This is a genomic window from Thalassospira sp. SM2505 (assembly GCF_054901115.1).
This window is the reverse complement of sequence record NZ_CM142731.1, coordinates 4,464,145-4,489,597: the sequence shown is the minus strand read 5'-3', so window position 1 is coordinate 4,489,597 and position 25,453 is coordinate 4,464,145. Positions and strand designations below refer to the sequence as shown.

Genomic DNA, 25,453 nt, shown 5'->3' with positions numbered 1-25,453 from the left:
ACAGGGTGAACCTGTGCCGCTGCACCCGTTTGATGGACCCAAAATGTCGGATCAGATTTTTGAACAGCACCGTGCACGACTGACGGCACTGGCCTATCGGATGCTGGGCAGTCATGCCGATGCCGAGGATGCGGTTCAGGATGTCTGGCTGCGCTGGCGCAAGCAGGACCATGACATCATCAGTGATGCGACCGGCTGGCTGGTGCGGGTCTGTAGCAATATCTGTCTCGATGTTTTGAAATCGGCCCGGCGACAACGCGAGAATTATGTCGGCAACTGGTTGCCTGAACCCTGGATGCCGTCCGAGCCCCCCAAGGCCGAAGCCAATCTGATTGAACAGGACGGGTTGGGACAGGCCTATTTATTGATGCTTGAACGTCTGACACCGATTGAGCGGGTCGCACTTGTCCTGCATGAAGTGTTTGACTGGTCCCATGACGATATCGCACCTGTGATCGAACGGACTGCCAACAATACACGGCAAATCCTGTTTCGGGCGCGCGGCAAGATGAAACGCGACAGCGAACGCGATGCCACCCCCGATCCGGCAGGGCGGATATGGGAACAGCCGAAAATAGAAGCCTTTATCAAGGCACTTAGTCTGGGTGATATCAGTCAGCTGGTCAGTCAGCTGGCTCCGGATGTGATCCTGCATTCCGATGGCGGTGGCAAGGCACAGGCAACCGCCAATCCGTTATTCGGGGCTGATCATGTTTCCCGGTTCTTCGTCGGGGTTTGGGGCAAGCGTGATCCGCGCGAACGTGTGTTCCATATCACCATTGAGGGTGAATGCTGGCTTCTGATGCAGTTGAACGACGTGATTGTAACCGGGATCAGCGCGTCAGAGCGCGACGGACGGATTGTTGATCTGTTTGTCCATCGCAATCCCGACAAGCTCGAACGGTTCAACGCGGTGATTGCCGATGCAACCGAGATTGATCTGACAAACAAAAAGGCCAGGGAATGAACCCCGGCCTTTTCAATTTCGAGATCAGAACGACAGATCAGACAAGTTTGTCGAGTTCGTTGATCAGCGACTCACCCATGACGGTGGTCGAAACTTTGGCCATGCCCGGCTGCATGATGTCACCGGTGCGAAGCCCGCCCTTCAGGACGTTCTGAACAGCGGTTTCGATCAGGGTTGCATCATCGCCCATATCGAACGAGTAACGCAGCATCATGGCAAAGGACAGGATGGTTGCCAGCGGGTTGGCAATGTCCTGACCGGCAATGTCCGGAGCCGAACCGTGTACCGGCTCATACAGGGCTTTGCGTTTGCCGTCAGCGTCTGCTGCACCAAGCGACGCAGACGGAAGCATACCAAGCGATCCGGTCAGCATGGCCGCGCAATCAGACAGAATGTCGCCGAACATGTTGGTGGTGACCATCACGTCGAACTGTTTCGGGTTACGAACCAGCTGCATGGAAGCGTTATCGACATACATGTGGCTGACTTCGACTTCCGGGAAGTCCTTGGCAACACGTTCAACAACTTCGCGCCACAGAACGGTGGATTCCAGAACGTTGGCCTTGTCGACAGAGCACAGACGCTTGTCACGTTTCATGGCCATGTCAAAAGCAACGCGCGCAATGCGTTCGACTTCGGGCTCGGAATAAACCAGGGTGTTGTAGCCATACCGAACGCCGTCGCGTTCTTCGATGCCACGCGGCTGGCCGAAATAGATGCCGCCGGTCAGTTCGCGAAGGATCATGATATCCAGACCCTTGACCACGTCTTCTTTCAGGGTCGATGCACCAACAAGTGCATCAAACACCAGTGCCGGACGCAGGTTGGCAAACAGGCCCATTTCCTTGCGGATTTTCAGAAGACCGCGTTCCGGTTTGATATCAAACGGAAGGTTGTCCCATTTCGGACCACCAACAGCACCGAGCAGAACCGCATCAGCTGCCATTGCATCGGCAAGGGTTTCGTCGGTCAGCGGGTTGTTGTGCGCATCGATCGATGCGCCGCCAATCAGGCCTTCGGTGATTTCGAAGTTCACATCACGCTTCTTGGCCATCCAGTCCATGACGCGCTGAACCTGACGCATGACTTCCGGGCCAATTCCGTCGCCCGGCAGCATCAGTACTTTTTTGGTGGTGGTCATAAAAGAATCCTTCCCAGATATTTTCGGGGCCGCTCACCCCGTAACGATAGAAAAGGGGTGGCAAACGCAACCGTTCGCCACCCCTTTTTGAATTAGAGCGACAGCCAGGGCTGCGAGGCCGCGCGTTTGGCTTCGAATTCGTTGATGGCATCGCCTTTCTGCAGGGTCAGGCCGATATCGTCGAGACCGTTCAGCAGGCAATGTTTGCGGAATTCTTCGACTTCAAACTTGATGCAACCGCCGTCCGGACCGGTGATTTCCTGTTTTTCAAGGTCAATCGTCACGGTGGCGTTGGAACCACGTTCTGCATCGGCCATCAGCTTGTCGACATCTTCGTGCGGCAGACGGATCGGAAGGATGCCGTTCTTGAAGCAGTTGTTATAGAAAATGTCGGCAAAGCTTGGTGCGATTACGCAGCGAATGCCGAAATCAAGCAGCGACCAGGGTGCGTGTTCACGCGACGAACCGCAGCCAAAGTTATCGCCAGATACAAGGATCTGGGCATTGCGATAAGCCGGCTTGTTGAGAACGAAATCAGGGATCTCGTTGCCATTGTCGTCGTAACGCATCTCATCAAACAGGTTCTTGCCAAGGCCCGAACGTTTGATGGTTTTGAGGAACTGTTTGGGAATGATCATGTCGGTATCGACATTGATCATCGGCAGCGGTGCTGCAACACCGGTGAGCTTGGTGAATTTATCCATTGTCTTATCCCTTGCTTCCAGTTTCCCAGGCCAGACCCAGTGCTTCGATCAATTCTTCGGTAGCATCGAGTTCCTGCGCGACGAAATCGGGAAGGTTGATCCCGGTCAGCTGCGGCAGGAGCTGCTCAAGCACAGGGGCACGTCCCAGACGTGGTGCGCTTTCGCGGAAATTGATGAATGCAGTGTCGGCCATGGGAACTGTCCTTAACCGAGTTTACGAATGTCGGTCAGATGACCGGTGATAGCAGCAGCTGCTGCCATGGCCGGGCTGACGAGGTGGGTACGACCACCACGGCCCTGACGGCCTTCGAAGTTACGGTTCGAGGTCGAAGCGCAACGCTCGCCCGGTGCCAGACGGTCCGGGTTCATCGCCAGACACATCGAGCAGCCCGGTTCGCGCCAGTCAAAACCGGCTTCGATGAAGATCTCATGCAGACCTTCGGCTTCAGCCTGTTCCTTGACCAGACCTGAACCCGGTACGATCATTGCATTGACCGATGCGGCAACCTTGCGACCCTTGGCCACTTCGGCAACAGCGCGCAGGTCTTCGATACGACCGTTGGTGCAAGAACCGATAAAGACGCGGTCGATCTTGATTTCCTCGATCGGGGTGCCAGCGGTCAGACCCATATATTCGAGCGAACGCGCGATGGCTTTCTGCTTGCCCGGGTCCTTGGCATCGGTCGGTGCCGGAACAACACCGGTAACCGGGACGACGTCTTCCGGGCTTGTGCCCCAGGTAACCTGCGGGACGATTTCGGTGGCATCAATCTCGACGATCTTGTCGTAATGAGCACCTTCGTCAGACGGCAGGGTCTTCCAGTATTCAACAGCCTGTTCGTATGCGGCACCTTTGGGTGCCATTGGACGGCCCTTGATATATTCAAAGGTTTTCTCGTCCGGTGCGATCAGGCCTGCACGTGCGCCGCCTTCGATCGACATGTTACAAACGGTCATGCGGCCTTCGACCGACAGTGAACGGATTGCCGAGCCTGCATATTCGATGACATAGCCGGTACCGCCAGCGGTGCCGATGCGGCCGATGATGGCAAGAGTGATGTCCTTGGCGGTCACGCCCGGATGCAGATCGCCCTCGACCTTGACCAGCATGTTCTTGGCCGGTTTCTGAACAAGGGTCTGGGTTGCCAGAACATGTTCGACTTCGGACGTGCCGATACCGAATGCCAGCGCACCGAATGCCCCGTGGGTGGAAGTATGTGAATCACCACAAACCATGGTCACACCCGGTAGGGTGAAACCTTCTTCCGGACCGACAATGTGAACGATACCCTGACGCAGGTCGTTCATCGGGAAGTAATGAATGCCGGTGTCGCGGGCGTTCTGGTCAAGGGTTTCAACCTGAATGCGGCTGTCTTCTTCCTTGATGCCCTGGGTACGATCAGACGTCGGAACGTTGTGATCCGGAACCGCAAGGGTCAGCTCGGGATGGCGCACTTTGCGGCCGGAATTGCGAAGACCTTCGAACGCCTGCGGGCTGGTTACTTCGTGGACGAGATGACGGTCAATATAAAGCAGGCAGGTGCCATCATCCTGCGTATCGACCACATGACTTTCCCAAATCTTGTCAAAAAGGGTTTTAGGTTGACCCATCTCGACCTCCTCATAAAACATCGATCTTTTGAGCAGCAACAACCGTCCGTCTGAGTGGTCCGGAGTTTCGCGAAGAAATGTGCGCAAGTCTTGATGCCGGTATCGGCGGGCGGGCTTGGCGGTTTCTCCGGCGCAACCGGTTTGACCCGATTTGCGAAATTTTATTATCCAGAACCACGCGGGTTTGATTGTTTGTGCCGCGGGAGTGCCTTTATACACTCAAGCCTTTAAATCGCAAGGCATGGGGCGCGTGTTTTTCCCGGATTTGCATCCAGAAATTGAATCACAAAAAATACAGCATCCCTGAGTAGCCAAATCACCGGAAATCGATATAGGTTAGGGATATCTGATATAAAAAAAGCTGATCGGAATATGGTATGGTTTCTGCGGGTCAGGATTGCCGGTCCGGATTTTCGGCGATTCGCTATAATGCAATCATAGCGTGTATTTACCTGTTTCTTTCCCTTGGCACCCCGTCGGAACAGACAAAAGAAAACGGGCCCACCCGAAGGTGAGCCCGTCTTTTCGTCTGACATAGCCAAACGGCGGAGAATTACTTCTTCGCGCGTTCTGCTGCGGTCAGTTTGCCTTTGTGGCCAGTGGTCTGCTCGGCGATACGTGCAGACTTACCGGTACGACCACGCAGGTAGTACAGTTTCGCGCGACGGACGTCACCGCGGCGAACGACTTCGATTTTGTCGATGGCCGGGGAGTACGACTGGAAGATACGCTCAACGCCTTCGCCCGATGCGATTTTACGCACGGTGAAGGAAGAGTTCAGGCCGCGGTTCTTCTTGGCGATGCAAACGCCTTCGAACTGCTGGATACGCTCACGGGTACCTTCAACGACTTTCAGGTGTACACGAACGGTATCACCGGCGTCGAATTCCGGAACTTCGCGCTGCGCAACGATTTTGTCGAGCTGCTCATTCTCGAGCTGCTGGATGATGTTGGTCATGGTTTAACCCTCTTTGATGTTCCCGTTTGCGACATACTGGTCCCAAAGGTCCGGGCGTCGCTCACGAGTAATTTCTTCTGCCTGTGCATGCCGCCAGGCTTGTACCTTGGCATGATGTCCGGAAAGCAAGATCTCCGGCACGTCACGCCCGTTCCAATTGGCCGGGCGCGTGTAATGCGGATATTCAAGCAACCCGGTTTCAAAGCTTTCCTCGTCGACGGATTCAGTCTTGTTGACTGTTCCCTCGATGAGGCGAATGCACGATTCAATCAGGACCATGGCCGGCAGTTCGCCGCCCATGAGGATGTAATCACCGATGCTGATTTCCTCGGCCTGATGTTCATCCAGAACCCGCTGGTCGATACCTTCGTAACGACCGCAAAGCAGGATGGCACCAGGACCTGCTGCCAGTTCACGGCAACGTTTCTGGTTCAGCACTTTTCCCCGCGGGCTGAGGTAAATCAGCGGCAAGTTCGGTGCATCTGCACGCAACTCACGCAGGGCGGCGTCGACAATATCCGGGCGCATGACCATACCGGCCCCGCCCCCGAAGGGATTGTCGTCTACAGTGCGGTGGCGGTCGGTTGCATGATCGCGGATGTCTTTGACATCAAGCGACCAGATCCCGTTCTCAAGCGCACGGCCAGCCAGAGACTGTCCAAGCACGCCCGGAAACATTTCCGGGAACAGGGTTGCAACTTTTGCCTGCCACACAGACATCGATCAGGCCTCCTTCCCGCTGCCGGTCGCGGTTTCCGCGCCTACTGCATCGGCAGTGACGGCATCAGAATCGCGGTCGGCCTGAGAGTCCTTGCGGGGTTTGTTGGGACGACGGCTGCGATTGCCGGGTCCTTCCTCGTCCTGCAGTAGCCCCTCGGGCGGATTTACCACCAGCTTGCGTTCCGAAAGAACCACATCGGGAACAACTTCCCTAGTAAACGGAAGCACGACAACCTTGCCCCGGACTTCTTCGAGCGCGACTTCGATTACGTCGCCAGCGCCAAAATCAGCCACACCACGCACGGTTCCGAACAGCGATCCATCAATGTGGAAGGCTTTCAGACCGACAAGGTCAGCAAGATAGAATTCGTCGTCATCTTCCGTTTCGGGCAGTGCCGTCCGCGGTACATGAAGCTTGGTTCCCCGCAGCCGTTCGGCGGCGTCCCGGTCGTCCACACCTTCGATCTTGGCGATCAGCTGGTCGCGGACATGTCCAACGGGCGAGAGCTTGTATTTCACATGCCCTTTTGCGTCGAACAACGGGCCGTAACCGACAAGGTTATCCGGGTCGACGGTATAGCTTTTGACGCGCACGGCACCACGCACCCCGTGCGGGGCGGTGATCATGCCGACGCAGACATAAGCTTCGTCGTTCTTGGATTTGCGGGTATCAGCCATTTCGGTTCACAAGTTTCCGGTATCTGATCAAAGCGTGCTTTCAGCGAATTACTCGCCTGCAGCTTCTTCAGCAGGTGCTGCTGCTTCGGCAGCGGCTTCCGCAGCAGCGGCAGCAGCAGCTTCAGCTTTTTCAGCTTTCTCACGAAGACGTTCCTGAGCTTTCGCTTTCGGAGCAGACTTCTGCGGCTGTTCGGTCGGTTTGAACGCATCAGCCAGGCCAGCTTTGCCCAGGAAACGTGCAACACGATCGGTCGGCTGTGCGCCAACAGACAGCCAATATTTAATGCGTTCTTCTTTGAAGGTAACGCGATTGCCAGCATCCTTCGGGAGCATCGGATCATAGGTACCGACTTTCTCGATGAAGCTGCCGTCACGCGGAGCGCGGGCGTCAGCAACTACGATACGGTAGTACGGACGCTTTTTGGCACCGCCACGGGAAAGACGAATCTTGACAGCCATTCGGATAAGTTCCTTTCAGCTTGGGTTTGTAGTCTTAAATCAGGACCCCTTGGGGCCTATTCGCTTAGTCTTGTAGTCATCCGGCCTTGTGGGCCGTTTCGGTTCCTAAGAGGAATTCTTGAGAACCCGTTTAAGAACCTGGGATCTGGCTATTTCTTTTTGCCAAACCCCGGGAATCCCGGAGGCAGGCCACCGCCGCCTCCCAATCCCGGCAGACCGGGCGGCAAGCCGCCTGCACCACCGGGGAAACCTTTTGGCAGATTGCCAAGGTCTGGCATATCGCCGCCCTCGAGCATCGCCGGATCCATTTTCGGCATACCGCCAAACAGACCCTTTTTACCCATCTTGCCCATCTTTTTGATCATGGTGGACATGGTCTGGTATTGTTTGAGCAGCTTGTTCACATCCTGAACGCTGAGCCCGCAACCCGCAGCAATACGCTTTTTGCGCGATGCCTTGATCAGGGCCGGGTTTTCACGTTCCTTCGGCGTCATCGACAGGATGATCGCTTCCTGATGTGTCAGAAGTTTCGGATCAAGCTTGGTCTGCGACATCTGTTTTTTCAGCGCGCCCATGCCCGGCAGCATCCCCATGATGCCGGAAAGATCACCCATCTTCTGAAGCTGCTTGAGCTGTGCGAGAAGATCGTTCAGGTCGAACTGACCCTTACGCAGCTTCTTCGCCATTTTCTCGGCGTCTTCGGCCTTGATCGTTTCAGCCGCCTTCTCGACAAGGCTGACAACGTCGCCCATGCCCAGAATACGGTTGGCAATACGATCCGGATGGAAAGCTTCCATCTCGTCGATTTTCTCGCCGACACCGATCATCTTGATCGGGCAGCCGGTGATCTGACGCATCGACAGGGCCGCACCACCACGTGCATCACCGTCAATACGGGTCAGAACGATACCGGTGATGCCGACCTTGTCGGCAAATTCCTTGGCCACATTGACCGAGTCCTGACCGGTCATCGCATCGGTGACCAGAAGGGTCTCGACCGGGTTGACTGCATCGCGGATCTGGGCGACTTCGCTCATCAGTTCCATGTCGATATGCAGACGACCGGCGGTATCAAGGATGACCGCGTCATAGCCTTCCTTGCGACCGGTATCCATCGCGCGCTTGGCAATCGAAACCGGCTTTTCACCCAGAACGATCGGCAGAACACCAAGACCGTTATCGTCGGCCAGAATTTTCAGCTGCTGCTGCGCGGCCGGACGATAGATATCGAGCGATGCCAGAAGAACTTTCTTGTTGCGCTTCTTGGTCAGGTGCAGCGCGATCTTGGCAGAACTGGTGGTCTTACCCGAACCCTGAAGACCAACCATCAGGATCGGAACCGGCGGGGTGGCGGCAAGATTGATGTCTTCGCCTTCGCCCAGCATGTTTTTCAGTTCGTCATGGACGATCTTGACGACCATCTGGCCCGGGGTGACCGAGCGCAGAACGTCCTGACCAACCGCACGTTCGGTGGCATTGGAAATAAAGGTTTTGACGACCGGCAGCGCAACGTCAGCCTCAAGCAGGGCGACGCGTACTTCGCGCATGGCTTCCTTGACGTCGGATTCCTTCAGCGCGCCACGTTTGCGCAGCTTATCGAGAACTCCGCCAAGGCGATCGCTTAGTCCTTCAAACATTCCAAATCCCGTCTGTGTTGCCGGTGTTTCCACCGAGTGCGCACAAAAAACTAAAACCCAGTGCTCGAAAACTCGAGGACTGGGGGAGTCACCCCTTGGGCGACCGTTGGTGAGGAGGGTTTATTGGATCGGGGGTAAGGAGTCAAGCGCAATCGGGCGCAAAAGCGCGATGTTCTGCGCTTTTCGAGTCAATTCGCACCCAATCGCTGATTCTGATGAGGGCAAGGTGGTCCCAACCAGATGTTTAGGCTGCGGAACCACCCGGAATAATCGCATGATTATCAATCAGGCGTGCCTTGCCAAGACGGGCGGCAACAAAGATGCGTGCCGGTTTCTTGACGGTATCATTCACCAGTTCAAGTGTTTCCGCGTCCCGGACTTCAAGATAGTCAATCGGTGCAAAGCCCGCAGCAAGGATATCTTCGCGCCCCTTGGCAAGAAGCGGAGCAAGGGCGGCACCCTTTGCCGCCTGTGCGGTAATGTCGGCCAGAACCCGGTTCAGGGTCGGGGCGACAGCGCGTTCTTCGGGCAACAGATACCGGTTGCGCGATGACATGGCCAGGCCATCCTCTTCGCGCAGAATTTTGGCACCAATGATGTCGACCGGGATGTTGAGATCGGCTGCGAACCGGCGGATGACCATCAGTTGCTGATAGTCTTTCTGGCCGAAAATTGCGCAATCGGGCAGGGATTGCAGCAGCAGTTTGGTGACGATCTGCGCAACCCCGTCAAAGTGACCGGGACGGGATGCGCCGCAAAGCACATTGGTCATGGCACCATCGACGCTGACCTTGGTGGCAAAGCCGTCGGGATACATTTCATCGACCGAGGGGGCAAAGCAAAGCTCGACCCCGGCAGCATCAAGAAGCTTCTGATCGTCAGGAAGGGTGCGGGGATAGGCCCCGAAATCCTCGTTCGGTCCGAACTGGGTCGGGTTGACGAAAATCGACACGATCACGCGATCCGCATGTTCACGGGCAAGGTGCGTCAGGCTGATATGGCCATCATGCAGCGCGCCCATGGTTGGAACCAAGGCAACACGCAGGCCTTGTGCGCGCCAGTCGGCAACAGTCGCGCGCAAATCTGCGACGGTGTGAACAGTCGTAAGGGACATCGTGATCGTCGTATCGAAATTTCAAGAAATCGCGGCGGTCAGAACCAATGGTTCTCAGACCGCGCGCAACTTACCCTTATTGGGGACACCAAAGCAATGTTCATCCGCCGGGAACTGACGGTTGCGCACTTCGCTGGCATAGGTGCCAACAGCTTCGGAGATTGCATCCCCGAGATTGGCATAGCGTTTGACGAATTTCGGTGTGAAATCGGAAAACAGGCCAAGAATATCCTCGGTCACAAGCACCTGACCATCGCAGGCCACCGATGCACCAATCCCGATGGTCGGAATATCAATGGTTTCGGTGATGCGGCGAGCAACTGCTTCAACCGTGCCTTCGATCACGACGGAAAAGGCACCGGCCTTCGCAACCGCGATGGCGTCATTGACGACCTTTTCTGCAGCCTCATCACCGCGACCCTGGCTTTTGAAGCCGCCCATCGTGTTGACCTGCTGGGGCATCAGGCCGATATGGGCCATGACGGGAACGCCGCGCTGGCTTAGGAATGCGATGGTTTCGGCAAGCTCGGCACCGCCTTCGAGTTTGACGGCAGCGCAGCCGGTCTCGGCCAGAATGCGCGATGCCGTACGGAAGGCCTGTTCCTTGGATTCCTGATAGCTGCCGAACGGCAGGTCAACGACAACGCAGGCATTTTTCGAGCCGCGCATAACCGCCTTGCCATGATTGATCATCATATCGACGGTCACAGCAAGCGTGCTGTCCATGCCATAAACAACCATGCCCAATGAATCGCCGACCAGCAAAAGGTCGCAATGTTCATCAAGGCGCTGAGCCATCGGCATGGTGTAAGCGGTCAGGCAGACAATGGGTTCAGAACCCTTGCGGGCACGAAGTTCAGGGACGGAGGTCCGGCCCATCTTTTTAGTGGTGGCACTCATGACGTTTCTCCCCCGGTTCGACCGGAATTGGCTGCCCGATCTGTGTCGAGCGTGCCGTCATGTTTACAATATGATGACGGTATTCGGGAAATATTTTTTCGCAATCGCGAAATAAGCAATTCGGCCAATAGTTTATCAATTGGCCGAATTCATGCTTTGTCCGTATCTGAATTCAGGCACGTTAAGGGTCTTTTTGTGCAGTTGCACAAGAAACTCAGAGGCCTTCGGCAAGGTCTTCGAGCATATCAAGACCGACGGCCTCGATATGGCGGTTATCCTTGAGCGAAATCGTTGCTTCCTTGCGCAATTGCGTCAGGGTGCGCGACACGGTTTCAATGGTCAGGCCCAGATAATCGGCAATGTCGGACCGGCTCATCGGGACATTGATCATGTCGGTGTTTTCACCGCGATGTTCCTGACGGCGGGCCAGCATCAGCAAGAAGGATGCGACCTTTTCCTTGGCGGTCTTGCGACCAAGCAACAGCATCTGATCCTGGGCTGCGGCGAGTTCGTCCACAGCCATGCCCAGCATGCGTTTTTCCAGATGCGGGAACTGATCAAACAGTTTTTCAAGCTTGGTCCGCGGGAAACGGCAGGCCGTTACCGGTTCAATCGCCTCGGCGGTGTAGCTGTAATTCGCATTAAGCGCCAATCCCAGAAAATCACCTGCAAACAGGAAACCGGTGATCTGACGGCGACCATCACCCAGCAATTTATAGAGCTTCACAGAGCCGGACGTGACGTTGAAAACGTAGTCGGCTTCCTCTGCTTCGTGGAAGATGGTGCTGTGCGAATCAAACTGGACGTGGGTCAGCAGTTGGCGCAACTGATCATGTTCAGCCCCGTGCAATGACGAGCAAAAGGTCAAGTCCTTGATAGAACAGGCTTCGCAAAGTTGGGGGCGGACTGCCATCGCAGACTCCGATGCTGGTGAGTCGAGACATTATATCGGGTTAATCTATGCGAACAGATAGGTGTGTTTCAAGCTATTCTAACTATCATTTTTTTTGAGTTTCTTGGATTTGTGCGCCAGCGCTTCATCATCGTCGTCAAACAGGATGCGATTGGCAGCCCCTTCCATATCATCAAACTGCCCCGAACGCAGCGACCAAAGGAACGCACCAAGGCCCAAAAGCCCCAGAAACAAAGCGATCGGGATCAGAAGAAGAAGGTTGCTCATGCCATTAGGCTCCTGCCTGTTGGGATGTTTGCGGGTGTACCTTGAACCCATGGTCATCTGGTTTGGACGATTTTGCATGCAGGCGCAAGGCATTGGCAATCACGATCAGTGAAGACGACGACATGGCGATTGCGGCAATCAATGGCGTGACAAATCCCGAAACCGCCAGCGGAATCGTGATCAGGTTATAGGCAAAGGACAGGGCAAAGTTCTGTCGGACCAGACGGTCAGCCTTACGCGCGACATCAATGGCCTCGATCACCGCACCCAGTCGGTCCCCCTGAAAGACAATGTCTGCGGCATTTTGCGAAATCTCGGCCGCAGTAGCAGGGGACATAGAGGCATGGGCACAGGCAAGGGCCGGGGCATCATTGATGCCATCGCCAACCATAAGGTCATGTTTGCCGTGATCGGCACGGGCCTGAACAAAGGCGGCTTTGTCGGTTGGTGACATACGGGCATGCCAGTCCCGCAGGCCAAGTGTTTCGGCCAGCTGACGCACCGTGCTGCTGCGATCCCCCGAAAGCAATGTCATATCAAACCCGCGCGCGCGCAGGGTTTCAATCACGCTATCGGCATCATTGCGCGGTGTATCGCGGAAAACAAAACGTGCCGGTGATTTCCCCGGTTCGGCAAGCCACAATTCCGGGCCGGTAATATCGGATGGCAAATCGGCATTTTCGGCAATGTTGCAAAATGTCCGGCTCCCCAGCAGGACCGGTCCCGACGGGCCTTGCGCGGTCAGGCCAAGGCCGGGCTGTTCGGTTACATTGGGATAAGGTGTTACATTGCCAGCAGCGCGGACCAGTGCACGTGACAGGGGATGGTTGCTGTTCGCGGCGATCTGGGCGGCAAGTTCCAGCGCATCCGGATCGGTCTGGCTGACGAGTTCGGGTTTGCCGGTGGTAAGCGTCCCGGTCTTGTCAAAGATGATGCCGGTGATCTTGGTCAGGCGTTCAAGGGCGGTTGCCGATTTGACAAGAATACCCGCACGCAGCAATCGACCGGTTGCAATGACCTGAACCACAGGAACGGCAAGGGCAAGCGCACAGGGACAGGTAATGATCAGAACCGCAATCGCGTTCATCAGGGCATCCTGCCAGGGCAGGCCGCCAATCAGCCACCATCCGGCAAAGGTCGCCAATGACAGAAAATGAACCACCGGTGCATAGGATTTGGCAACCCGGTCGGCAATGGCGACATATTTCGCACGCCCCTGTTCGGCATTTTCCATCAGCCGGACAATCTCGGACAGCAAGGTATTGCCACCGGTTGCTGTGACACGAATACGCAATGGTGCGGAAATGTTGGTGGTGCCCGCAAACACCGTTTTACCCGGCCGGGTCAGAACAGGGATGCTTTCGCCAGTAATGACACTGGTGTCGATATCGGACTGGCCGTCGATGACTTCGCCGTCGATGCCGATGCGTTCGCCGGCTGCGGCCAGAACAACCATACCCGGTTCGGCCTTGTGCGGGGCAATCAGACGTCGCGTACCATCATCATCAATCACGGTGATGGACCGGGCATTAAGAGATAACAGATGTTCGGCGGCGGACCGGGCCTGTCCACGGGCGCGACCATCAAGATACCGCCCGATCAGCAGGAAGAACAAAAGCGTGATGGCACTATCGAAATAGGCATGCGGTTCGCTTCGGATGGTTTGGGCAAGGCTCATGCCCAGTGCAAGGATCACTCCAAGGCTGATCGGCACATCCATATTGACCCGGCGATTGCGGATCGCCCCGATTGCAGAACGGTAAAACGGCATGCCGGCATAGGCGGCAGCCGGAAGCGCAATTAACGCGGACAACCAGTGAAACAGGTCGCGAGTGGCCCCGCCCATGCCCTGAAAATATCCGGCCCATACCGAAACCGACAGCAACATCACATTGCCTGCTGCAAACCCGGCAACGGCCAGACAACGCAGCAATTCCTTGTTGCGTGACACTGTTGCCTGTTCAAGGGCGGCCGGGTCAAACGGAATCAGGCGATAGCCCATCTGAAGAACCGGGGCGACGATGGCACCGATATCGGATTTGTCGCCCTGCCAGCTCAGTCGGAGGCGCAGGGTTGTCATATTGACCCGCGCCCTGATCACGGCCTCGTTGCGTTGAAGCAGGGTTTCAATCAGCCAGACACAGGCCGCACAATGAATGCCGTCAACCATCAGGTTAAGATGATGGGTGCCTTCATTGTCGGTGCTGGTCAGTTCGGTAAAATCTAAACTGCCAACGGGTTCTTCGTCCGGACGAAGAGCGCGGATTTTCGGATCGATTGCACGGCGTTTGTAATAGGAAGACAACCCCAATTCGCCAAGAAGCTCATAAGCCCCTGCACAGCCCGAACAGCAAAAATCAGGACCGGCCGGTGACGCGGCGGTCACCGGTTCCTGACAATGACGGCAAAGGGCGGTTTGGGTCATGGATTGATGACGACGTTCTCAAGCATCTGGTAGTCATCACCCATCGCATGGGCAATGGTCCGAACTTGCCAGCGACCATAAACCGGGATTTCTACGCTTGCGCGATATTCGCCCGGTGCGATTTCAGCCAAGGGTACGGTCTGGTCCAAATCGTCGCGATCCTGACGGGTCATGACCACCGACATCCTGGCCCCGCTGATCGGCCGGGATTCCTTGTCGCGGAAAAGGACTGTGACGGTACCCGCCTGATTGATGACGCCACCAACGGTCAGTTTGCTCCGCCAGCCAAGTTCGGCCTGACGGGCTGCGCCGGAAATGGCGGCATTGTAATTGTTGCCTTCTTCAAAGGCATGTTTGGTCACAAGTCCGTTCCAGCTGGTCATTGAAAAGGTGATCAGCGAGATATTGGCAATCAGCATGACGGCAAAGCCGCCAACAAAATACCATGGGATCCAGCGGTCCGACTTGCGCGGGCCATTCCGGGTGGAAGAAGGCGTGGTCATATGCGTTGCCATTGCGTGTCTTTCCTGTGCCAAAGCATTTGCACGATCAGTGGCCGGTTTTGGGGCCAGCGAATACTGTATCATATGTTTCCGAATTTCCGGTTTCCTGATCGGTCACGGTGAATTCAAACGGTGTGGCCTCGCCGTCAAGGGCTGACGGGCTCGCGGCAAGAAACACACGGAAACTGCCGACCCGGTCAGGGGCGACTTCAAGATCGAAATTGCCCTGCTGATTGGGTGTCTGACCAATGACCTGGAAATCAGATACATCAAGGCCGGTCACGGTCAACCGATAGGTTTTGGTGGCCTGTTCCTTGTTCAGCACTTTGACGGTATAGCCGTTGCGAACGTCGCCATCAGACAAGGGTACATAAAGCGGGTTGCGGTCACGCAGAACATTGAGTTCAAGAACTGAGCGGTTCAGTAACCCGAAGGCCATCACCGATGCGACCAGAGCCAGAATAATCGTATAGAAAATGGTACGCGGGCGAATGATGCGAACGCGGGTGGCTTTGCCCTGGGCGCGAAGCTGGGTGTTCTGAACCGAGTCAAACCGCACCAGATCACGCGGGAACCCGACCTTGTCCATGATGTCGTTACAGGCATCAATACACAGGCCACAGCCAATGCATTCCATCTGCAAACCGTCGCGGATATCAATACCTGTCGGGCAGACATTGACACAGGCATGGCAGTCAACGCAGTGGCCTGTCTCGGGAACTTCCCCGCGGGTCAGGTTTTTACGCTTGAGCGGGCCACGGGTTTCACCGCGCCATCCTTCATATGTGACGATCATGCTTTCATCATCAAGCATCGCGGATTGGAAACGCGGCCAGGGGCACATATAGGTGCAAACCTGTTCGCGGGCCCAACCGGCAAGAAGGTAGGTCGAGCCGGTCAGAAACGCGATGGTGACATAAACGCCAAGGCTTGCCTGACCGGTAAAGACGTCGGTGATCACGGTCGGGGCATCGTTGAAATAAAGAACAAAGGCACCACCGGTTGCCATGGCAATGGCAATCCAGGCCAGATGGGTTGCGCCGATTTTCCAGAGTTTTTCGAACGTCCATTTTGACTGATCAAGACGCATGCGCGCATTGCGGTCACCCTGAATGTAACGTTCGACCAGCATGAAAAGGTCGGTCCAGACGGTTTGCGGACAGCCATATCCGCACCAGATACGTCCGAACAGGGATGTTGCCAAGAACAGCCCGATGGCGGCCATGATCAGAATGCCGGTGATGTAATAGACTTCCTGCGGCCAGATTTCGATGAAGAAGAAATAGGCACGGCCAAGATCCATGTCGATCAGCACAGCCTGATCCGGAGCACTCGGACCACGATCCCAGCGGATCCAGGGGATCAGCCAATAAATTGCCAGCAAGGTGACCAGTGCAAACCATTTCAGGTTTCTGAACCGGCCGGAGACGCGTTTCGGATAGACCTTGTCGCGTGTTTTATAAAGCGGTTGATCGCGATCATCGTCTTCAGGGACTGAGACCGGTTCTGCATCGGGATGCGGCAAGCTGGACATGGCCATATTCGCTACCTGTTTATTGCTCCCTGCCGTGCTGACTGCGATGGTTTTGCGGGATATCGCCAGTCGGAGCAAACGGCCAGACTGTCAGAAAAGAAAAGTGAATTTCCGGACAGCGTTTCGGGGCAGGCTTTCATTATTCAAATCTAAGCCTGAAAATACGAAAAGTCCGGCATAGTCACCATGATACATGTCAATTTGCGACGTGATCATCATCGGAAAACTGTGCCGGACATATCGTTATGGACAATCAGGTCCAATGATAAAGGGCCAATGATTGAAAACCATTGGCCCTTAAATATCTGCCTTACTGGCCGCCACCCAGTGAGTGGACATAAACCGTCAGCATCTTGATGGTTTCTTCGTCAAGACGCCCTTCCCATGCGGGCATGACGCCGCGACGAGAATTGGTTACGGTTTCGGTGATGGTGGCCTTGTCGCCGCCATACAGCCAGATCGCATCGGTCAGGTTCGGAGCACCAAGTTCCTGAATGCCTTTGGCATCATCACCATGGCAAGATGCGCAGTTTTCTTCGAAGACAACGGCACCGCGACGGGCAGCTGCACTGTCGGTCGCACTGTTGGTCAAGTTCAGAACATATTGAACAACATCGTCAATCTGATCCCGTTCAAGCAGTTCGTCACGTCCGAAGGCCGGCATGTCATTGATGCGGGTGTCTTCATTGGCGTCCCAGCGGATACCAACATGGATGGTTTCGTTGATCGCTTCAAGCGAACCACCCCAAAGCCATGCATCATCCTGAAGGGACGGGAAGCCCGGATTGCCCGAACCACCCGTGCCGTGACACGGTGCGCAGTTGTCAGCAAAGATTGCCTTGCCGCCTGCCATGGAGAAATTCAGGAGTTCGGCGTCATTGACGACTTCCGAAACATCCAGTGCTGCAAGGCGTTCCATGTATGGTGCGCGCTCTGCGGCAACATTGTTCATGGTTTCATGCAGCTGGGTACGGTTGGTGGTACCAAACATCCCCTTGAGATAGTCGTTGGCAGTCGGCCAGGACGGGTAAACCACCCAGTAACCGATCGACCAGATGACGGTGACCCAGAAGACATAGACCCACCATGATGGCAAAGGTGTATTGAGCTCCTTGATGCCATCCCATTCGTGGCCGGTGGTCTCACGCCCGGACACTTGATCTTTCTCGACTTTTGTCGACATTGCTCAGTTCTCCCCTTAATCCTGATCCTGCAACGGAATTCGGGCGTGTGCTTCCATGTCCTGATTGCGCTTTTTGCTTGGCCACATGACCCAGGCAATAATCGCGCTGAACAACAGCATCAGCCACAAACCCCATAGCGGGCGGAAAAAGTCAGCGAGTTGCGTAAAGAATTCCATGACGTTCCCCTTTGCGACTAGCGCAGGTTCATCTGCGGATTGTAGGTGGTGAAGTCGACCATCCGGCCCAGCACCTGCAGATACGCAATCAACGCATCCATTTCGGTAAGCTGTTCAGGTTTGCCGTCAAAATCACCCGTTGCCGCATTCGGGTAACGTGCAAGGAAGTCATCGTCATAGGCCGCATCCTCGCTGGCCTGCAGGTAAAGGTCTGCCTTGGCGGCCTCGATCATCTCGTCGGTATAGGGAACCCCAACCATTTTGAGAGTTTCGAGATGGGCCTGGGCATCGTCAAAGTTCAGTTTGCGTTCAGCAAGGAACGGATAACCCGGCATGATCGATTCCGGCACAACAGCGCGCGGGTCAATCATATGGGCGACGTGCCAGGCGTTGGAATATTTGCCGCCAACACGCGCCAGATCCGGACCGGTACGTTTCGAACCCCACTGGAACGGATGGTCATACATCGATTCCGCAGCAAGGCTGTAATGGCCATAACGTTCGACCTCGTCACGGAACGGACGGATCTGCTGGGAATGGCAGTTATAGCACCCTTCACGGATATAGATGTTACGGCCGGCCTGTTCGAGCGGCGAATAGGGACGTACCCCCTGAACCTTCTCGATGGTCTGTTCCATCGTGAACAAAGGCACGATTTCAACAATACCACCGATAATGATGGTCAGGAAAATGCCGAGGATCAGAACAAAGACGTTCTTTTCAACGATATGGTGTTTTTTAAGAAGCATATCTCGTTCCCCCCTTATTCGGCTGCAACGGTGGCAGGTGTGCCGATCGGAGCTTCGTTACGCAGATCGCCCTTGATCGTCTTGTAGACGTTCCAGACCATCAGCAGCGAACCAAGAACAAACAGCAGGCCGCCGGTTGCACGAATGATGTAGTAGGGATGCATCGCCTCAACGGTTTCGATGAAGGAATATTGCAGGAAGCCCAGTTCGTCATAGGCACGCCACATCAGGCCCTGCATGATCCCCGAAACCCACATCGAGGTGATGTACAGAACAATCCCGATGGTTGCCAACCAGAAGTGGTGGGAAACCAGACGCATCGAATAAAGGCGCTCGCGGTTCCACAGAACCGGGATCAGGAAGTAGATCGCACCGAACGACACGAAGGCAACCCAGCCAAGCGCACCGGAATGCACGTGACCAATGGTCCAGTCGGTATAGTGCGAAAGACCGTTCACCGCCTTGATTGACATGACCGGACCTTCGAAGGTCGACATGCCATAGAAACCGACAGCGGCAACCATGAAACGCAGAACCGGATCGGTACGCAGCTTGTCCCATGCCCCCGAAAGGGTCATCAGGCCGTTGATCATCCCGCCCCAGGACGGCATCCACAGCATGATCGAGAAGGTCATGCCCAGAGTCTGCGCCCAGTCAGGAAGCGAGGTGTAATGCAGATGGTGCGGACCAGCCCAGATATAGAGGAAGATCAGCGCCCAGAAGTGAATGATCGACAGGCGATAGGAATAGACCGGGCGTTCGGCACGTTTCGGAATGAAGTAATACATCATGCCGAGGAAGCCGGCTGTCAGGAAGAAGCCAACAGCGTTATGTCCATACCACCACTGGGTCAGGGCATCCTGAACACCCGAGAACAGCGAATAGGACTTTGCGCCGGTCAATGAAACCGGAATGGCAAGGTTGTTGCCAAGATGGAGCATCGCAATCGTGACGATGAACGCCAGATAGAACCAGTTTGCAACATAGATGTGCGGTTCCTGACGTTTCAGCAGGGTGCCGACAAACATTGCGAGATAGCCGACCCAGACAACCGTCAGCCAAAGGTCAACGAACCATTCCGGTTCAGCATATTCGCGGCCCTGCGTAACACCGGTAACATAGCCGATTGCGGCCATCACGATGAAAAGCTGATACCCCCAGAAGACAAATGCAGGCAACGCCGTGCCACCATAAAGCGGGGTGCGACAGGTGCGTTGAACCACATAGAAGGAAGTCGCCAACAAGGCGTTCCCGCCGAAGGCAAAAATAACTGCCGAGGTGTGCAATGGGCGCAAACGCCCAAAGTTCAGAAACTCGGTATCGAAATTGAGTACCGGAAATGCGAGCTGCCAGGCAATGACATCGCCCACCAGAAATCCGACTACTCCCCAAAATACGGTCGCGAGTGCGGCCCAGCGCACAACGTCCATATTATAATTAACAGCAACAGAAGGTGATGCTGTCTGTGCCATGCTCCCTTGGCCCATGCTTGACTCCCGTTCAAGGTGTTCGGGGCAACTGTCCAGACCCTCTCGGACAGTCTCATCCGTCCCCATGAATAACCGGATATTGGAATGGTTATTCACCTGCACTTGAAGCCTCACCCATGGTGCCTCTTCTGAAATCAGCAGAAGCACATCAATGCCGGTGAGGTTTTCCAATCATAGTCGCGAGTATGCGGTTTGACGGGCCAAAAGCCATTGATGTACGTCAATATCGGCGCGCAATTCGCGGCAGAAATTCAATCAAGGAAAACCTTACAGGTGGCAAAGTGATGCCTCAAGTGTTGCGGCAATATATGCGCTTCAACTCACCCGAAGGTGTTGATGCACATCAAGGTTGACCGGATTTATTTGCGGCATGATCAGGTAAATTCCAGAGGACAACAATCATGTCAGAAGCCTATCAGGCACATCCCCTTACATCACATACTGCGGATATGACTTATCCGCTGGTGCAGATGATGCAGGTCGATATGTCCTTTGATCACTGGAGGGCATTTGTTGGCAGATACTGCCTGCCGGTTGGAGACTGCGAAAAGGTTCCCGGAACCGGCAGGAAATCGGATGCCGACCAGATTCTGTGGCAGCGGCAGCGTGGCATTATCGTGATTTCAAACGAACGCGGATATATCCACGGCCTGTTTTCCTATTATGTCCGTGATGACATGAAAGACGGCCTTGTCTTGCATGTGGACAATGTGATGGCGGTTGAAATTGTTGCCGGGGCCTATGTTCTTGATGCCATGCGCGATGCCATGACCCGGCTTGCACAGGTTCACAAATGCGCAAATGTCTATGTTTCCATCGGCGAACTTGACGGGCGTTTGCGCGATTACTTTGCCAAGGCGGGTTTCGTGCCAAGCAAAGTGCGTTATTGTGCGCCTGCCACGCCCAAAATTTCTGCCTGAGCAAGACGTTTGCGGATACGTGAAAGCGCGATTGGTGTAATGCCGATAAAGCTTGCGATCTGGGCCTGTGTCAGGCGGGGTACGATGGCGGCGTAGTCTTCCAGAAACCCCAAATAACGATCCTGAGCTGACAGACACAGGAACTCGTATTCGCGCTTTTCCTTGCGAAGGCTGACCTGCTCGTTGAAATCAAAAAACTGCGCCATCAATTCCGGCGAAGCCGCCGCAGCCTTTCTGATCCCGTCATAGGGAAATGCCGTGATGTCACAGTCTTCCAGACAGGTGATGGCAAAATGGCTTGGCGCGTTCATGATCTGACAGCGTCGTGATCCCATCACTGAATTTTCGGTAAAGAAGCTTTTGATCCATTCCTTGCCCTCGAACGTGACATAGGACATCTGTGCCAGCCCCTTGCGCAGGAAAATCACGTCGCGACAGATATCACCCTGCTGAATGATCCGGGTGCCTTTGGCATGACGGGCAATTCGTATTTGTCCATCAAGATGCGGATCGTTTTCGAGCCGCTTGATCAGTCCGCAAAAATCCATGCCTGATAAACCCGGGTTAATGCAAAAAGGTGCCGCAAGGTGGCAACTGAACGCTGATCTGTCATTAACAGAAAGCGCAAGGAACCATCATTATGACCAATCGGGCGTCATCTGTCCTGATTACCGGTGCAACATCGGGAATCGGGCGGGAACTTCTCGGTCTTTATTACGATCAGGGCTTTCAGGTCATTGCCCACGGGCGATCAGAGCTAAAACTTTCAACCCTTGTCGATCAGTTTCCGGGCGTGCAAACCGTCCTCTGTGATCTGGCAGACCTTGGTGCTGTCGAGCAGATGATGGATGGTGTTTTGGCGACACATCCAGCTATCAGCCTTGTGATCAATAACGCAGCGGTTCAGATGCCGGGCATGATCACGCAGAGCGCGTGCGATCCATGTGATGCGGATCGGGAAATGGCGATCAACTTTCTTGCACCGCTTTGCATTTGTCACGCGGTGATGTCCCGTTTGGCGAAGCAGCACGGAATGTTGGCAGGCGGAACTGCAAAAGACCGGATTCGGATTGTAAACGTATCGTCCGGACTGGCGTTTTTTCCCAAGACTGGAAGTGCAGTCTATTGCGCCAGCAAGGCCGCCCTGCACAGCCTGTCGCAAAGCCTGCGCTACCAGATTTCAGAGGCCGATCTTCCCATTGCTATCAGCGAAGTGTTCCTGCCTGTCGTGGATACGCCGATGACCAAGGGCCGCGATATGCGCAAAATATCTGCGCTGCAGGCTGCCAGCGAGATTTGGGATGGTATCACCGAAAACAGGGACGAAATCTTTGTCGGCAAGGCGCGATGGATTCCCGTTCTGAACCGGGTGTCGCCTGCCTTGATGAAATCAATCCTGCGCAGGGGCTAGGGCGAGAATCATGAAAGACCTTTTGAAAATCGCCCTGATTCTGGCGAGCTGCTTTGCTCTTACATTCTTTGTTCTGGTTGCTCTGGGCGTTTTGCAGCGCGAGGACGTGACAAACTGGCTTGAAGTCGCGCAACAGATTGATCCGGCATTTGTCGCGGGGCTTGTGATTGTTTTGCTGGTTGCTGATCTGTTTGTCGCGGTACCGACCATGACCATCACCATACTGGCGGGATATTTTCTGGGGCCGGTGGCTGGCGCATGTGCGGCCGGAACAGGTATGATACTGGCGGGCGGTACGGGATATGTCCTGAGCCGGAAATTCGGTCGACCTGTGCTGGGGCGAGTCATTTCCGATGACGCACGATTGAGCGAGATGGAGGATGTCTTTGCCCGATATGGCGTGGTTGTTCTGATGATTTGCCGGGCAATGCCGATCCTGCCCGAGGTATCATGCTGTCTTGCCGGTGTGACCCGTATGCGGTTGGTCCATTTCGTTTCGGCCTATCTTGTTGGCACCGTGCCATATGTGATCGTGTGTGCCTGGATCGGCGCACAAAGTTCACTTGTCGATCCGATGCCTGCAATCTGGGGAGCCGGGGCTGTGTCGGCCGTGCTGTGGATTTCCTGGTTTGTTCTGATCGGTCATCACCGTCGTCAAAAACGCAAGCTTGCACAAAGCTCCGGGCGTGCTACATCCGGGTAAGCGACATATGGACTGGTTTTGGAAACAGGACTATAAGGCGGGTATGAACGGTATTCCTTTTGTCAAAATGCATGGTCTGGGAAATGATTTCGTTGTCTTTGACGGACGACGCGATCCCGCCGTGCTTGATCTTGATGATGCAACAGCCGCCCGGATTGCAGATCGCAAGACCGGTGTTGGCTGTGATCAGCTGATCGTTATTGAACCCGCCCGTGATGATATGGCGGACGCCTTTATGCGTATCCGAAACAATGACGGCGGCGAAGTCGAGGCATGTGGCAATGCTGCGCGCTGTGTTGCCAGCATCGTGATGGGCGAGCTTGGCCGCAATGATGCGATCATTGAAACCGTTGTCGGATTGCTTGATGCCAATGCGTCAACCAATGGTCTGGTGACGGTCGATATGGGGCAGGTCAAACTTGACTGGCGCGATATCCCGCTTGCCGAGGCAGTTGATACCAACCACATTCCGCTGTCGCTTGGCCCGCTTTCCGATGCGGTCGGGGTCAATGTTGGCAACCCGCATGCGGTGTTCTTTGTCGAGGACGCCGAAGCGATTGATATCGAAAAGCTTGGTCCGGTTCTTGAACATCACGAGATGTTCCCGGAACGCGCCAATATCGAAGTTTGCAGCATCGTTGGCGAAAACCAGATCCGGATGCGTGTCTGGGAGCGTGGCGTTGGCGTAACCCGTGCTTGCGGGACCGGGGCCTGTGCTGTTGGTGTGGCAGCTGCGCGCCGCGGTTTGACCGGACGCAAGACCGAAATCATTCTGGATGGTGGCAAACTGACCATCGAATGGTTGCCAGATGACCATGTTTTGATGACCGGGCCGGTAGCGACCAGTTTCCAGGGCTTTTTGCATTCATCCCTTCTGGGACAGCATTGATCGAAATTCGATAACCGGCCGTCAGGATCATGACCGGCCGGTTATTTTTTACAGGTACTTTTACGGACCGCTTCGGGCCTTGCGTCGATTGCCCTGATCAGGCAAAACAGGGCCCAACAGGATTTGGTTCGATCCATGTCGGGACGCCCGCCTCCCGTCTTTTGTGAAACTCAAAAGCAGGTTCAGATAATGGCTGACTTTAATACGCTTGACGGTGTCAATGTCGCTGGCAAGCGCGTTTTGCTGCGCGCTGATCTTAACGTTCCGATGAAGGATGGTGTGGTTGGTGATACGACTCGTATCGACCGTACCGTTCCGGGCCTGATTGAACTGGCCGATGCCGGTGCGAAGCTTGTGGTGATCACCCATTTCGGCCGTCCGAAAGGCGCGCGCGTTCCCGAAATGTCGCTTAAGCCGGTGGCAGAGGCCCTTGCCAAGCAGCTTGGCCGTCCGGTGAAATTTGCCGATGATTGCATCGGTGAAGCAGCAGCAAGCGTTGTGAACAGCCTTGAAAATGGCGAGATCGCGCTTCTGGAAAACCTGCGTTACCACGCAGAAGAAGAAAAGAACGATCCGGCTTTTGTAGCGGAACTTGCCAAGCTGGGTGATGTTTATGTCAATGACGCGTTTTCATGCGCGCACCGTGCGCACGCCTCGACCGAAGGTCTGGCACGTGCGCTTCCGGCTTATGCCGGGCGTTTGATGCAGGCCGAGCTTGAAGCACTTGGCAACGCGCTTGAGGCACCGAAACATCCGGTGATGGCGATTGTGGGCGGTGCCAAGATTTCCACCAAGCTTGATCTTCTGGGCAATCTGGTTGCCAAGGTTGATCAGCTGGTGATTGGTGGTGGCATGGCCAACACCTTCCTTGCGGCCAAGGGTGTCAATGTTGGCAAATCACTGTGCGAACATGACCTGCTTGAAACCGCGCGCGAGATTTTCAAAAAGGCAGAAGCCGCCAATTGCGAAATCGTTCTGCCGGTTGATGGTCTGGTTGCCAAGGAATTTGCCGCCAACGCACCGCATGATGTTTCCGACATCAATGATGTTGCAAGTGATGGCATGATTCTGGATGCCGGTCCGGAAACCATCAAGGATCTGAACAAGCGCCTTGAAACCTGCGAAACGCTGGTCTGGAACGGCCCGCTCGGTGCCTTTGAAATCACGCCGTTTGACACGGCAACGGTTTCAGTGGCCCAGCATGCAGCAGCTCTGACCAAGGCAGGAAAGCTTCTGTCGGTTGCCGGTGGCGGTGACACGGTTGCCGCATTGCGCCACGCCGATTCTGATCAGGCATTTTCCTATGTCTCGACTGCGGGCGGCGCATTCCTTGAATGGCTTGAAGGCAAAACCCTTCCGGGTGTTGCAGCCCTTAGCGCCAAATAATATCCATCAGGTCC

General features: G+C 55.1%; 27 protein-coding genes. 6 read left to right on the top strand and 21 right to left on the bottom strand.

The genetic code is table 11. The features are described from left to right. Nucleotides 1-43: 43 nt before the first annotated feature. The gene (gene sigJ, locus ACTU44_RS20990) at nucleotides 44-967 is read left to right on the top strand and encodes an RNA polymerase sigma factor SigJ (protein ID WP_462096285.1); all 924 of its coding nucleotides are present in this window, start codon (nucleotides 44-46) and stop codon (nucleotides 965-967) included. A 37-nt stretch (nucleotides 968-1,004) separates the two neighbouring features. Here sigJ and leuB read toward each other — a convergent pair whose 3' ends face one another. From leuB to ccoN, 20 genes are all read right to left on the bottom strand, one after another. After that, nucleotides 1,005-2,108: a 3-isopropylmalate dehydrogenase gene (leuB, locus tag ACTU44_RS20985; RefSeq protein ID WP_462096284.1), complete on the bottom strand. Its 1,104-nt coding sequence runs from the start codon at nucleotides 2,106-2,108 to the stop codon at nucleotides 1,005-1,007. 92 nt (nucleotides 2,109-2,200) lie between these two features. Beyond that, nucleotides 2,201-2,812, bottom strand: a complete 612-nt coding sequence (gene leuD / locus ACTU44_RS20980) for a 3-isopropylmalate dehydratase small subunit (protein WP_114097065.1) — start codon at nucleotides 2,810-2,812, stop codon at nucleotides 2,201-2,203. 4 nt (nucleotides 2,813-2,816) lie between these two features. Then, nucleotides 2,817-3,005, bottom strand: a complete 189-nt coding sequence (locus ACTU44_RS20975) for a hypothetical protein (protein ID WP_114097066.1) — start codon at nucleotides 3,003-3,005, stop codon at nucleotides 2,817-2,819. Nucleotides 3,006-3,016: 11 nt separating this feature from the next. After that, a complete protein-coding gene (gene leuC / locus ACTU44_RS20970) occupies nucleotides 3,017-4,423 on the bottom strand; it encodes a 3-isopropylmalate dehydratase large subunit (protein ID WP_114097204.1) in 1,407 nt (468 codons plus the stop codon). A 553-nt stretch (nucleotides 4,424-4,976) separates the two neighbouring features. Next, a complete protein-coding gene (rplS, locus tag ACTU44_RS20965; RefSeq protein ID WP_068519851.1) occupies nucleotides 4,977-5,381 on the bottom strand; it encodes a 50S ribosomal protein L19 in 405 nt (134 codons plus the stop codon). Between the two features lie 3 nt (nucleotides 5,382-5,384). After that, nucleotides 5,385-6,101, bottom strand: a complete 717-nt coding sequence (gene trmD / locus ACTU44_RS20960) for a tRNA (guanosine(37)-N1)-methyltransferase TrmD (protein ID WP_114097067.1) — start codon at nucleotides 6,099-6,101, stop codon at nucleotides 5,385-5,387. Between the two features lie 3 nt (nucleotides 6,102-6,104). Then, a complete protein-coding gene (gene rimM / locus ACTU44_RS20955) occupies nucleotides 6,105-6,779 on the bottom strand; it encodes a ribosome maturation factor RimM (RefSeq protein ID WP_114097068.1) in 675 nt (224 codons plus the stop codon). A gap of 48 nt (nucleotides 6,780-6,827) precedes the next feature. Then, nucleotides 6,828-7,238, bottom strand: coding sequence for a 30S ribosomal protein S16 (gene rpsP, locus ACTU44_RS20950; RefSeq protein WP_114097069.1), 411 nt, complete (start codon nucleotides 7,236-7,238; stop codon nucleotides 6,828-6,830). 149 nt (nucleotides 7,239-7,387) lie between these two features. Then, nucleotides 7,388-8,875 carry a signal recognition particle protein gene (gene ffh / locus ACTU44_RS20945; protein WP_114097205.1) on the bottom strand — a complete coding sequence of 496 codons (1,488 nt, stop codon included), beginning with the start codon at nucleotides 8,873-8,875 and terminating at the stop codon, nucleotides 7,388-7,390. Between the two features lie 244 nt (nucleotides 8,876-9,119). Further along, entirely contained in the window at nucleotides 9,120-9,989 is an 870-nt protein-coding gene (gene panC / locus ACTU44_RS20940; RefSeq protein WP_462096283.1) for a pantoate--beta-alanine ligase, read from the bottom strand. 54 nt (nucleotides 9,990-10,043) lie between these two features. Further along, complete coding sequence (panB, locus tag ACTU44_RS20935) at nucleotides 10,044-10,889, bottom strand: 3-methyl-2-oxobutanoate hydroxymethyltransferase (RefSeq protein WP_114097071.1); 846 nt, start codon at nucleotides 10,887-10,889, stop codon at nucleotides 10,044-10,046. 214 nt (nucleotides 10,890-11,103) lie between these two features. After that, the gene (locus tag ACTU44_RS20930) at nucleotides 11,104-11,802 is read right to left on the bottom strand and encodes a cyclic nucleotide-binding domain-containing protein (RefSeq protein WP_114097072.1); all 699 of its coding nucleotides are present in this window, start codon (nucleotides 11,800-11,802) and stop codon (nucleotides 11,104-11,106) included. A 78-nt stretch (nucleotides 11,803-11,880) separates the two neighbouring features. Continuing rightward, nucleotides 11,881-12,069, bottom strand: a complete 189-nt coding sequence (gene ccoS, locus ACTU44_RS20925; RefSeq protein WP_114097073.1) for a cbb3-type cytochrome oxidase assembly protein CcoS — start codon at nucleotides 12,067-12,069, stop codon at nucleotides 11,881-11,883. A gap of 4 nt (nucleotides 12,070-12,073) precedes the next feature. Next, nucleotides 12,074-14,494, bottom strand: a complete 2,421-nt coding sequence (locus tag ACTU44_RS20920) for a heavy metal translocating P-type ATPase metal-binding domain-containing protein (RefSeq protein WP_462096282.1) — start codon at nucleotides 14,492-14,494, stop codon at nucleotides 12,074-12,076. After that, nucleotides 14,491-15,009 (bottom strand): FixH family protein, encoded by a 519-nt coding sequence (locus ACTU44_RS20915; protein ID WP_336083107.1) that lies wholly within the window; start codon nucleotides 15,007-15,009, stop codon nucleotides 14,491-14,493. The genes ACTU44_RS20920 and ACTU44_RS20915 overlap by 4 nt, the downstream gene beginning before the upstream one ends. A 34-nt stretch (nucleotides 15,010-15,043) precedes the next feature. Further along, a complete protein-coding gene (gene ccoG, locus ACTU44_RS20910) occupies nucleotides 15,044-16,531 on the bottom strand; it encodes a cytochrome c oxidase accessory protein CcoG (protein WP_462096281.1) in 1,488 nt (495 codons plus the stop codon). Between the two features lie 310 nt (nucleotides 16,532-16,841). Further along, on the bottom strand, nucleotides 16,842-17,714 hold the full coding sequence (gene ccoP / locus ACTU44_RS20905; RefSeq protein WP_462096280.1) for a cytochrome-c oxidase, cbb3-type subunit III: 873 nt from the start codon (nucleotides 17,712-17,714) through the stop codon (nucleotides 16,842-16,844). A gap of 15 nt (nucleotides 17,715-17,729) precedes the next feature. Further along, nucleotides 17,730-17,891 (bottom strand): cbb3-type cytochrome c oxidase subunit 3, encoded by a 162-nt coding sequence (locus ACTU44_RS20900; RefSeq protein WP_114097078.1) that lies wholly within the window; start codon nucleotides 17,889-17,891, stop codon nucleotides 17,730-17,732. Nucleotides 17,892-17,908: 17 nt separating this feature from the next. After that, a complete protein-coding gene (ccoO, locus tag ACTU44_RS20895) occupies nucleotides 17,909-18,640 on the bottom strand; it encodes a cytochrome-c oxidase, cbb3-type subunit II (RefSeq protein ID WP_336083096.1) in 732 nt (243 codons plus the stop codon). 14 nt (nucleotides 18,641-18,654) lie between these two features. Continuing rightward, nucleotides 18,655-20,112 (bottom strand): cytochrome-c oxidase, cbb3-type subunit I, encoded by a 1,458-nt coding sequence (gene ccoN, locus ACTU44_RS20890; protein ID WP_114097080.1) that lies wholly within the window; start codon nucleotides 20,110-20,112, stop codon nucleotides 18,655-18,657. Between the two features lie 419 nt (nucleotides 20,113-20,531). Here ccoN and ACTU44_RS20885 point away from each other — a divergent pair, with 419 nt between their 5' ends. Continuing rightward, nucleotides 20,532-21,050, top strand: coding sequence for a hypothetical protein (locus ACTU44_RS20885; protein WP_114097081.1), 519 nt, complete (start codon nucleotides 20,532-20,534; stop codon nucleotides 21,048-21,050). Here the strand turns inward: ACTU44_RS20885 and ACTU44_RS20880 are convergent. Beyond that, entirely contained in the window at nucleotides 21,014-21,598 is a 585-nt protein-coding gene (locus ACTU44_RS20880) for a Crp/Fnr family transcriptional regulator (RefSeq protein ID WP_462096279.1), read from the bottom strand. The genes ACTU44_RS20885 and ACTU44_RS20880 overlap by 37 nt on opposite strands. A 92-nt stretch (nucleotides 21,599-21,690) precedes the next feature. Between ACTU44_RS20880 and ACTU44_RS20875 the strand changes: the two genes are divergently transcribed. From ACTU44_RS20875 to ACTU44_RS20860, 4 genes are all read left to right on the top strand, one after another. Beyond that, complete coding sequence (locus ACTU44_RS20875; RefSeq protein WP_462096278.1) at nucleotides 21,691-22,461, top strand: SDR family oxidoreductase; 771 nt, start codon at nucleotides 21,691-21,693, stop codon at nucleotides 22,459-22,461. A 10-nt stretch (nucleotides 22,462-22,471) separates the two neighbouring features. Then, the gene (locus tag ACTU44_RS20870) at nucleotides 22,472-23,164 is read left to right on the top strand and encodes a TVP38/TMEM64 family protein (RefSeq protein WP_462096277.1); all 693 of its coding nucleotides are present in this window, start codon (nucleotides 22,472-22,474) and stop codon (nucleotides 23,162-23,164) included. A gap of 7 nt (nucleotides 23,165-23,171) precedes the next feature. Beyond that, nucleotides 23,172-24,053 (top strand): diaminopimelate epimerase, encoded by an 882-nt coding sequence (gene dapF / locus ACTU44_RS20865; protein WP_462096276.1) that lies wholly within the window; start codon nucleotides 23,172-23,174, stop codon nucleotides 24,051-24,053. 189 nt (nucleotides 24,054-24,242) lie between these two features. Next, nucleotides 24,243-25,439, top strand: coding sequence for a phosphoglycerate kinase (locus ACTU44_RS20860; RefSeq protein WP_336083085.1), 1,197 nt, complete (start codon nucleotides 24,243-24,245; stop codon nucleotides 25,437-25,439). Nucleotides 25,440-25,453: the final 14 nt, after the last annotated feature.

What these genes read in the sequence shown, in the direction of transcription:
- sigJ (WP_462096285.1), top strand. Translation starts at nt 44, where the DNA reads ATGTCGGATCAGATTTTTGAACAGCACCGTGCACGACTGACGGCACTG.
- leuB (WP_462096284.1), bottom strand. Translation starts at nt 2,108, where the DNA reads ATGACCACCACCAAAAAAGTACTGATGCTGCCGGGCGACGGAATTGGC.
- leuD (WP_114097065.1), bottom strand. Translation starts at nt 2,812, where the DNA reads ATGGATAAATTCACCAAGCTCACCGGTGTTGCAGCACCGCTGCCGATG.
- ACTU44_RS20975 (WP_114097066.1), bottom strand. Translation starts at nt 3,005, where the DNA reads ATGGCCGACACTGCATTCATCAATTTCCGCGAAAGCGCACCACGTCTG.
- leuC (WP_114097204.1), bottom strand. Translation starts at nt 4,423, where the DNA reads ATGGGTCAACCTAAAACCCTTTTTGACAAGATTTGGGAAAGTCATGTG.
- rplS (WP_068519851.1), bottom strand. Translation starts at nt 5,381, where the DNA reads ATGACCAACATCATCCAGCAGCTCGAGAATGAGCAGCTCGACAAAATC.
- trmD (WP_114097067.1), bottom strand. Translation starts at nt 6,101, where the DNA reads ATGTCTGTGTGGCAGGCAAAAGTTGCAACCCTGTTCCCGGAAATGTTT.
- rimM (WP_114097068.1), bottom strand. Translation starts at nt 6,779, where the DNA reads ATGGCTGATACCCGCAAATCCAAGAACGACGAAGCTTATGTCTGCGTC.
- rpsP (WP_114097069.1), bottom strand. Translation starts at nt 7,238, where the DNA reads ATGGCTGTCAAGATTCGTCTTTCCCGTGGCGGTGCCAAAAAGCGTCCG.
- ffh (WP_114097205.1), bottom strand. Translation starts at nt 8,875, where the DNA reads ATGTTTGAAGGACTAAGCGATCGCCTTGGCGGAGTTCTCGATAAGCTG.
- panC (WP_462096283.1), bottom strand. Translation starts at nt 9,989, where the DNA reads ATGTCCCTTACGACTGTTCACACCGTCGCAGATTTGCGCGCGACTGTT.
- panB (WP_114097071.1), bottom strand. Translation starts at nt 10,889, where the DNA reads ATGAGTGCCACCACTAAAAAGATGGGCCGGACCTCCGTCCCTGAACTT.
- ACTU44_RS20930 (WP_114097072.1), bottom strand. Translation starts at nt 11,802, where the DNA reads ATGGCAGTCCGCCCCCAACTTTGCGAAGCCTGTTCTATCAAGGACTTG.
- ccoS (WP_114097073.1), bottom strand. Translation starts at nt 12,069, where the DNA reads ATGAGCAACCTTCTTCTTCTGATCCCGATCGCTTTGTTTCTGGGGCTT.
- ACTU44_RS20920 (WP_462096282.1), bottom strand. Translation starts at nt 14,494, where the DNA reads ATGACCCAAACCGCCCTTTGCCGTCATTGTCAGGAACCGGTGACCGCC.
- ACTU44_RS20915 (WP_336083107.1), bottom strand. Translation starts at nt 15,009, where the DNA reads ATGGCAACGCATATGACCACGCCTTCTTCCACCCGGAATGGCCCGCGC.
- ccoG (WP_462096281.1), bottom strand. Translation starts at nt 16,531, where the DNA reads ATGTCCAGCTTGCCGCATCCCGATGCAGAACCGGTCTCAGTCCCTGAA.
- ccoP (WP_462096280.1), bottom strand. Translation starts at nt 17,714, where the DNA reads ATGTCGACAAAAGTCGAGAAAGATCAAGTGTCCGGGCGTGAGACCACC.
- ACTU44_RS20900 (WP_114097078.1), bottom strand. Translation starts at nt 17,891, where the DNA reads ATGGAATTCTTTACGCAACTCGCTGACTTTTTCCGCCCGCTATGGGGT.
- ccoO (WP_336083096.1), bottom strand. Translation starts at nt 18,640, where the DNA reads ATGCTTCTTAAAAAACACCATATCGTTGAAAAGAACGTCTTTGTTCTG.
- ccoN (WP_114097080.1), bottom strand. Translation starts at nt 20,112, where the DNA reads ATGGCACAGACAGCATCACCTTCTGTTGCTGTTAATTATAATATGGAC.
- ACTU44_RS20885 (WP_114097081.1), top strand. Translation starts at nt 20,532, where the DNA reads ATGTCAGAAGCCTATCAGGCACATCCCCTTACATCACATACTGCGGAT.
- ACTU44_RS20880 (WP_462096279.1), bottom strand. Translation starts at nt 21,598, where the DNA reads ATGGATTTTTGCGGACTGATCAAGCGGCTCGAAAACGATCCGCATCTT.
- ACTU44_RS20875 (WP_462096278.1), top strand. Translation starts at nt 21,691, where the DNA reads ATGACCAATCGGGCGTCATCTGTCCTGATTACCGGTGCAACATCGGGA.
- ACTU44_RS20870 (WP_462096277.1), top strand. Translation starts at nt 22,472, where the DNA reads ATGAAAGACCTTTTGAAAATCGCCCTGATTCTGGCGAGCTGCTTTGCT.
- dapF (WP_462096276.1), top strand. Translation starts at nt 23,172, where the DNA reads ATGGACTGGTTTTGGAAACAGGACTATAAGGCGGGTATGAACGGTATT.
- ACTU44_RS20860 (WP_336083085.1), top strand. Translation starts at nt 24,243, where the DNA reads ATGGCTGACTTTAATACGCTTGACGGTGTCAATGTCGCTGGCAAGCGC.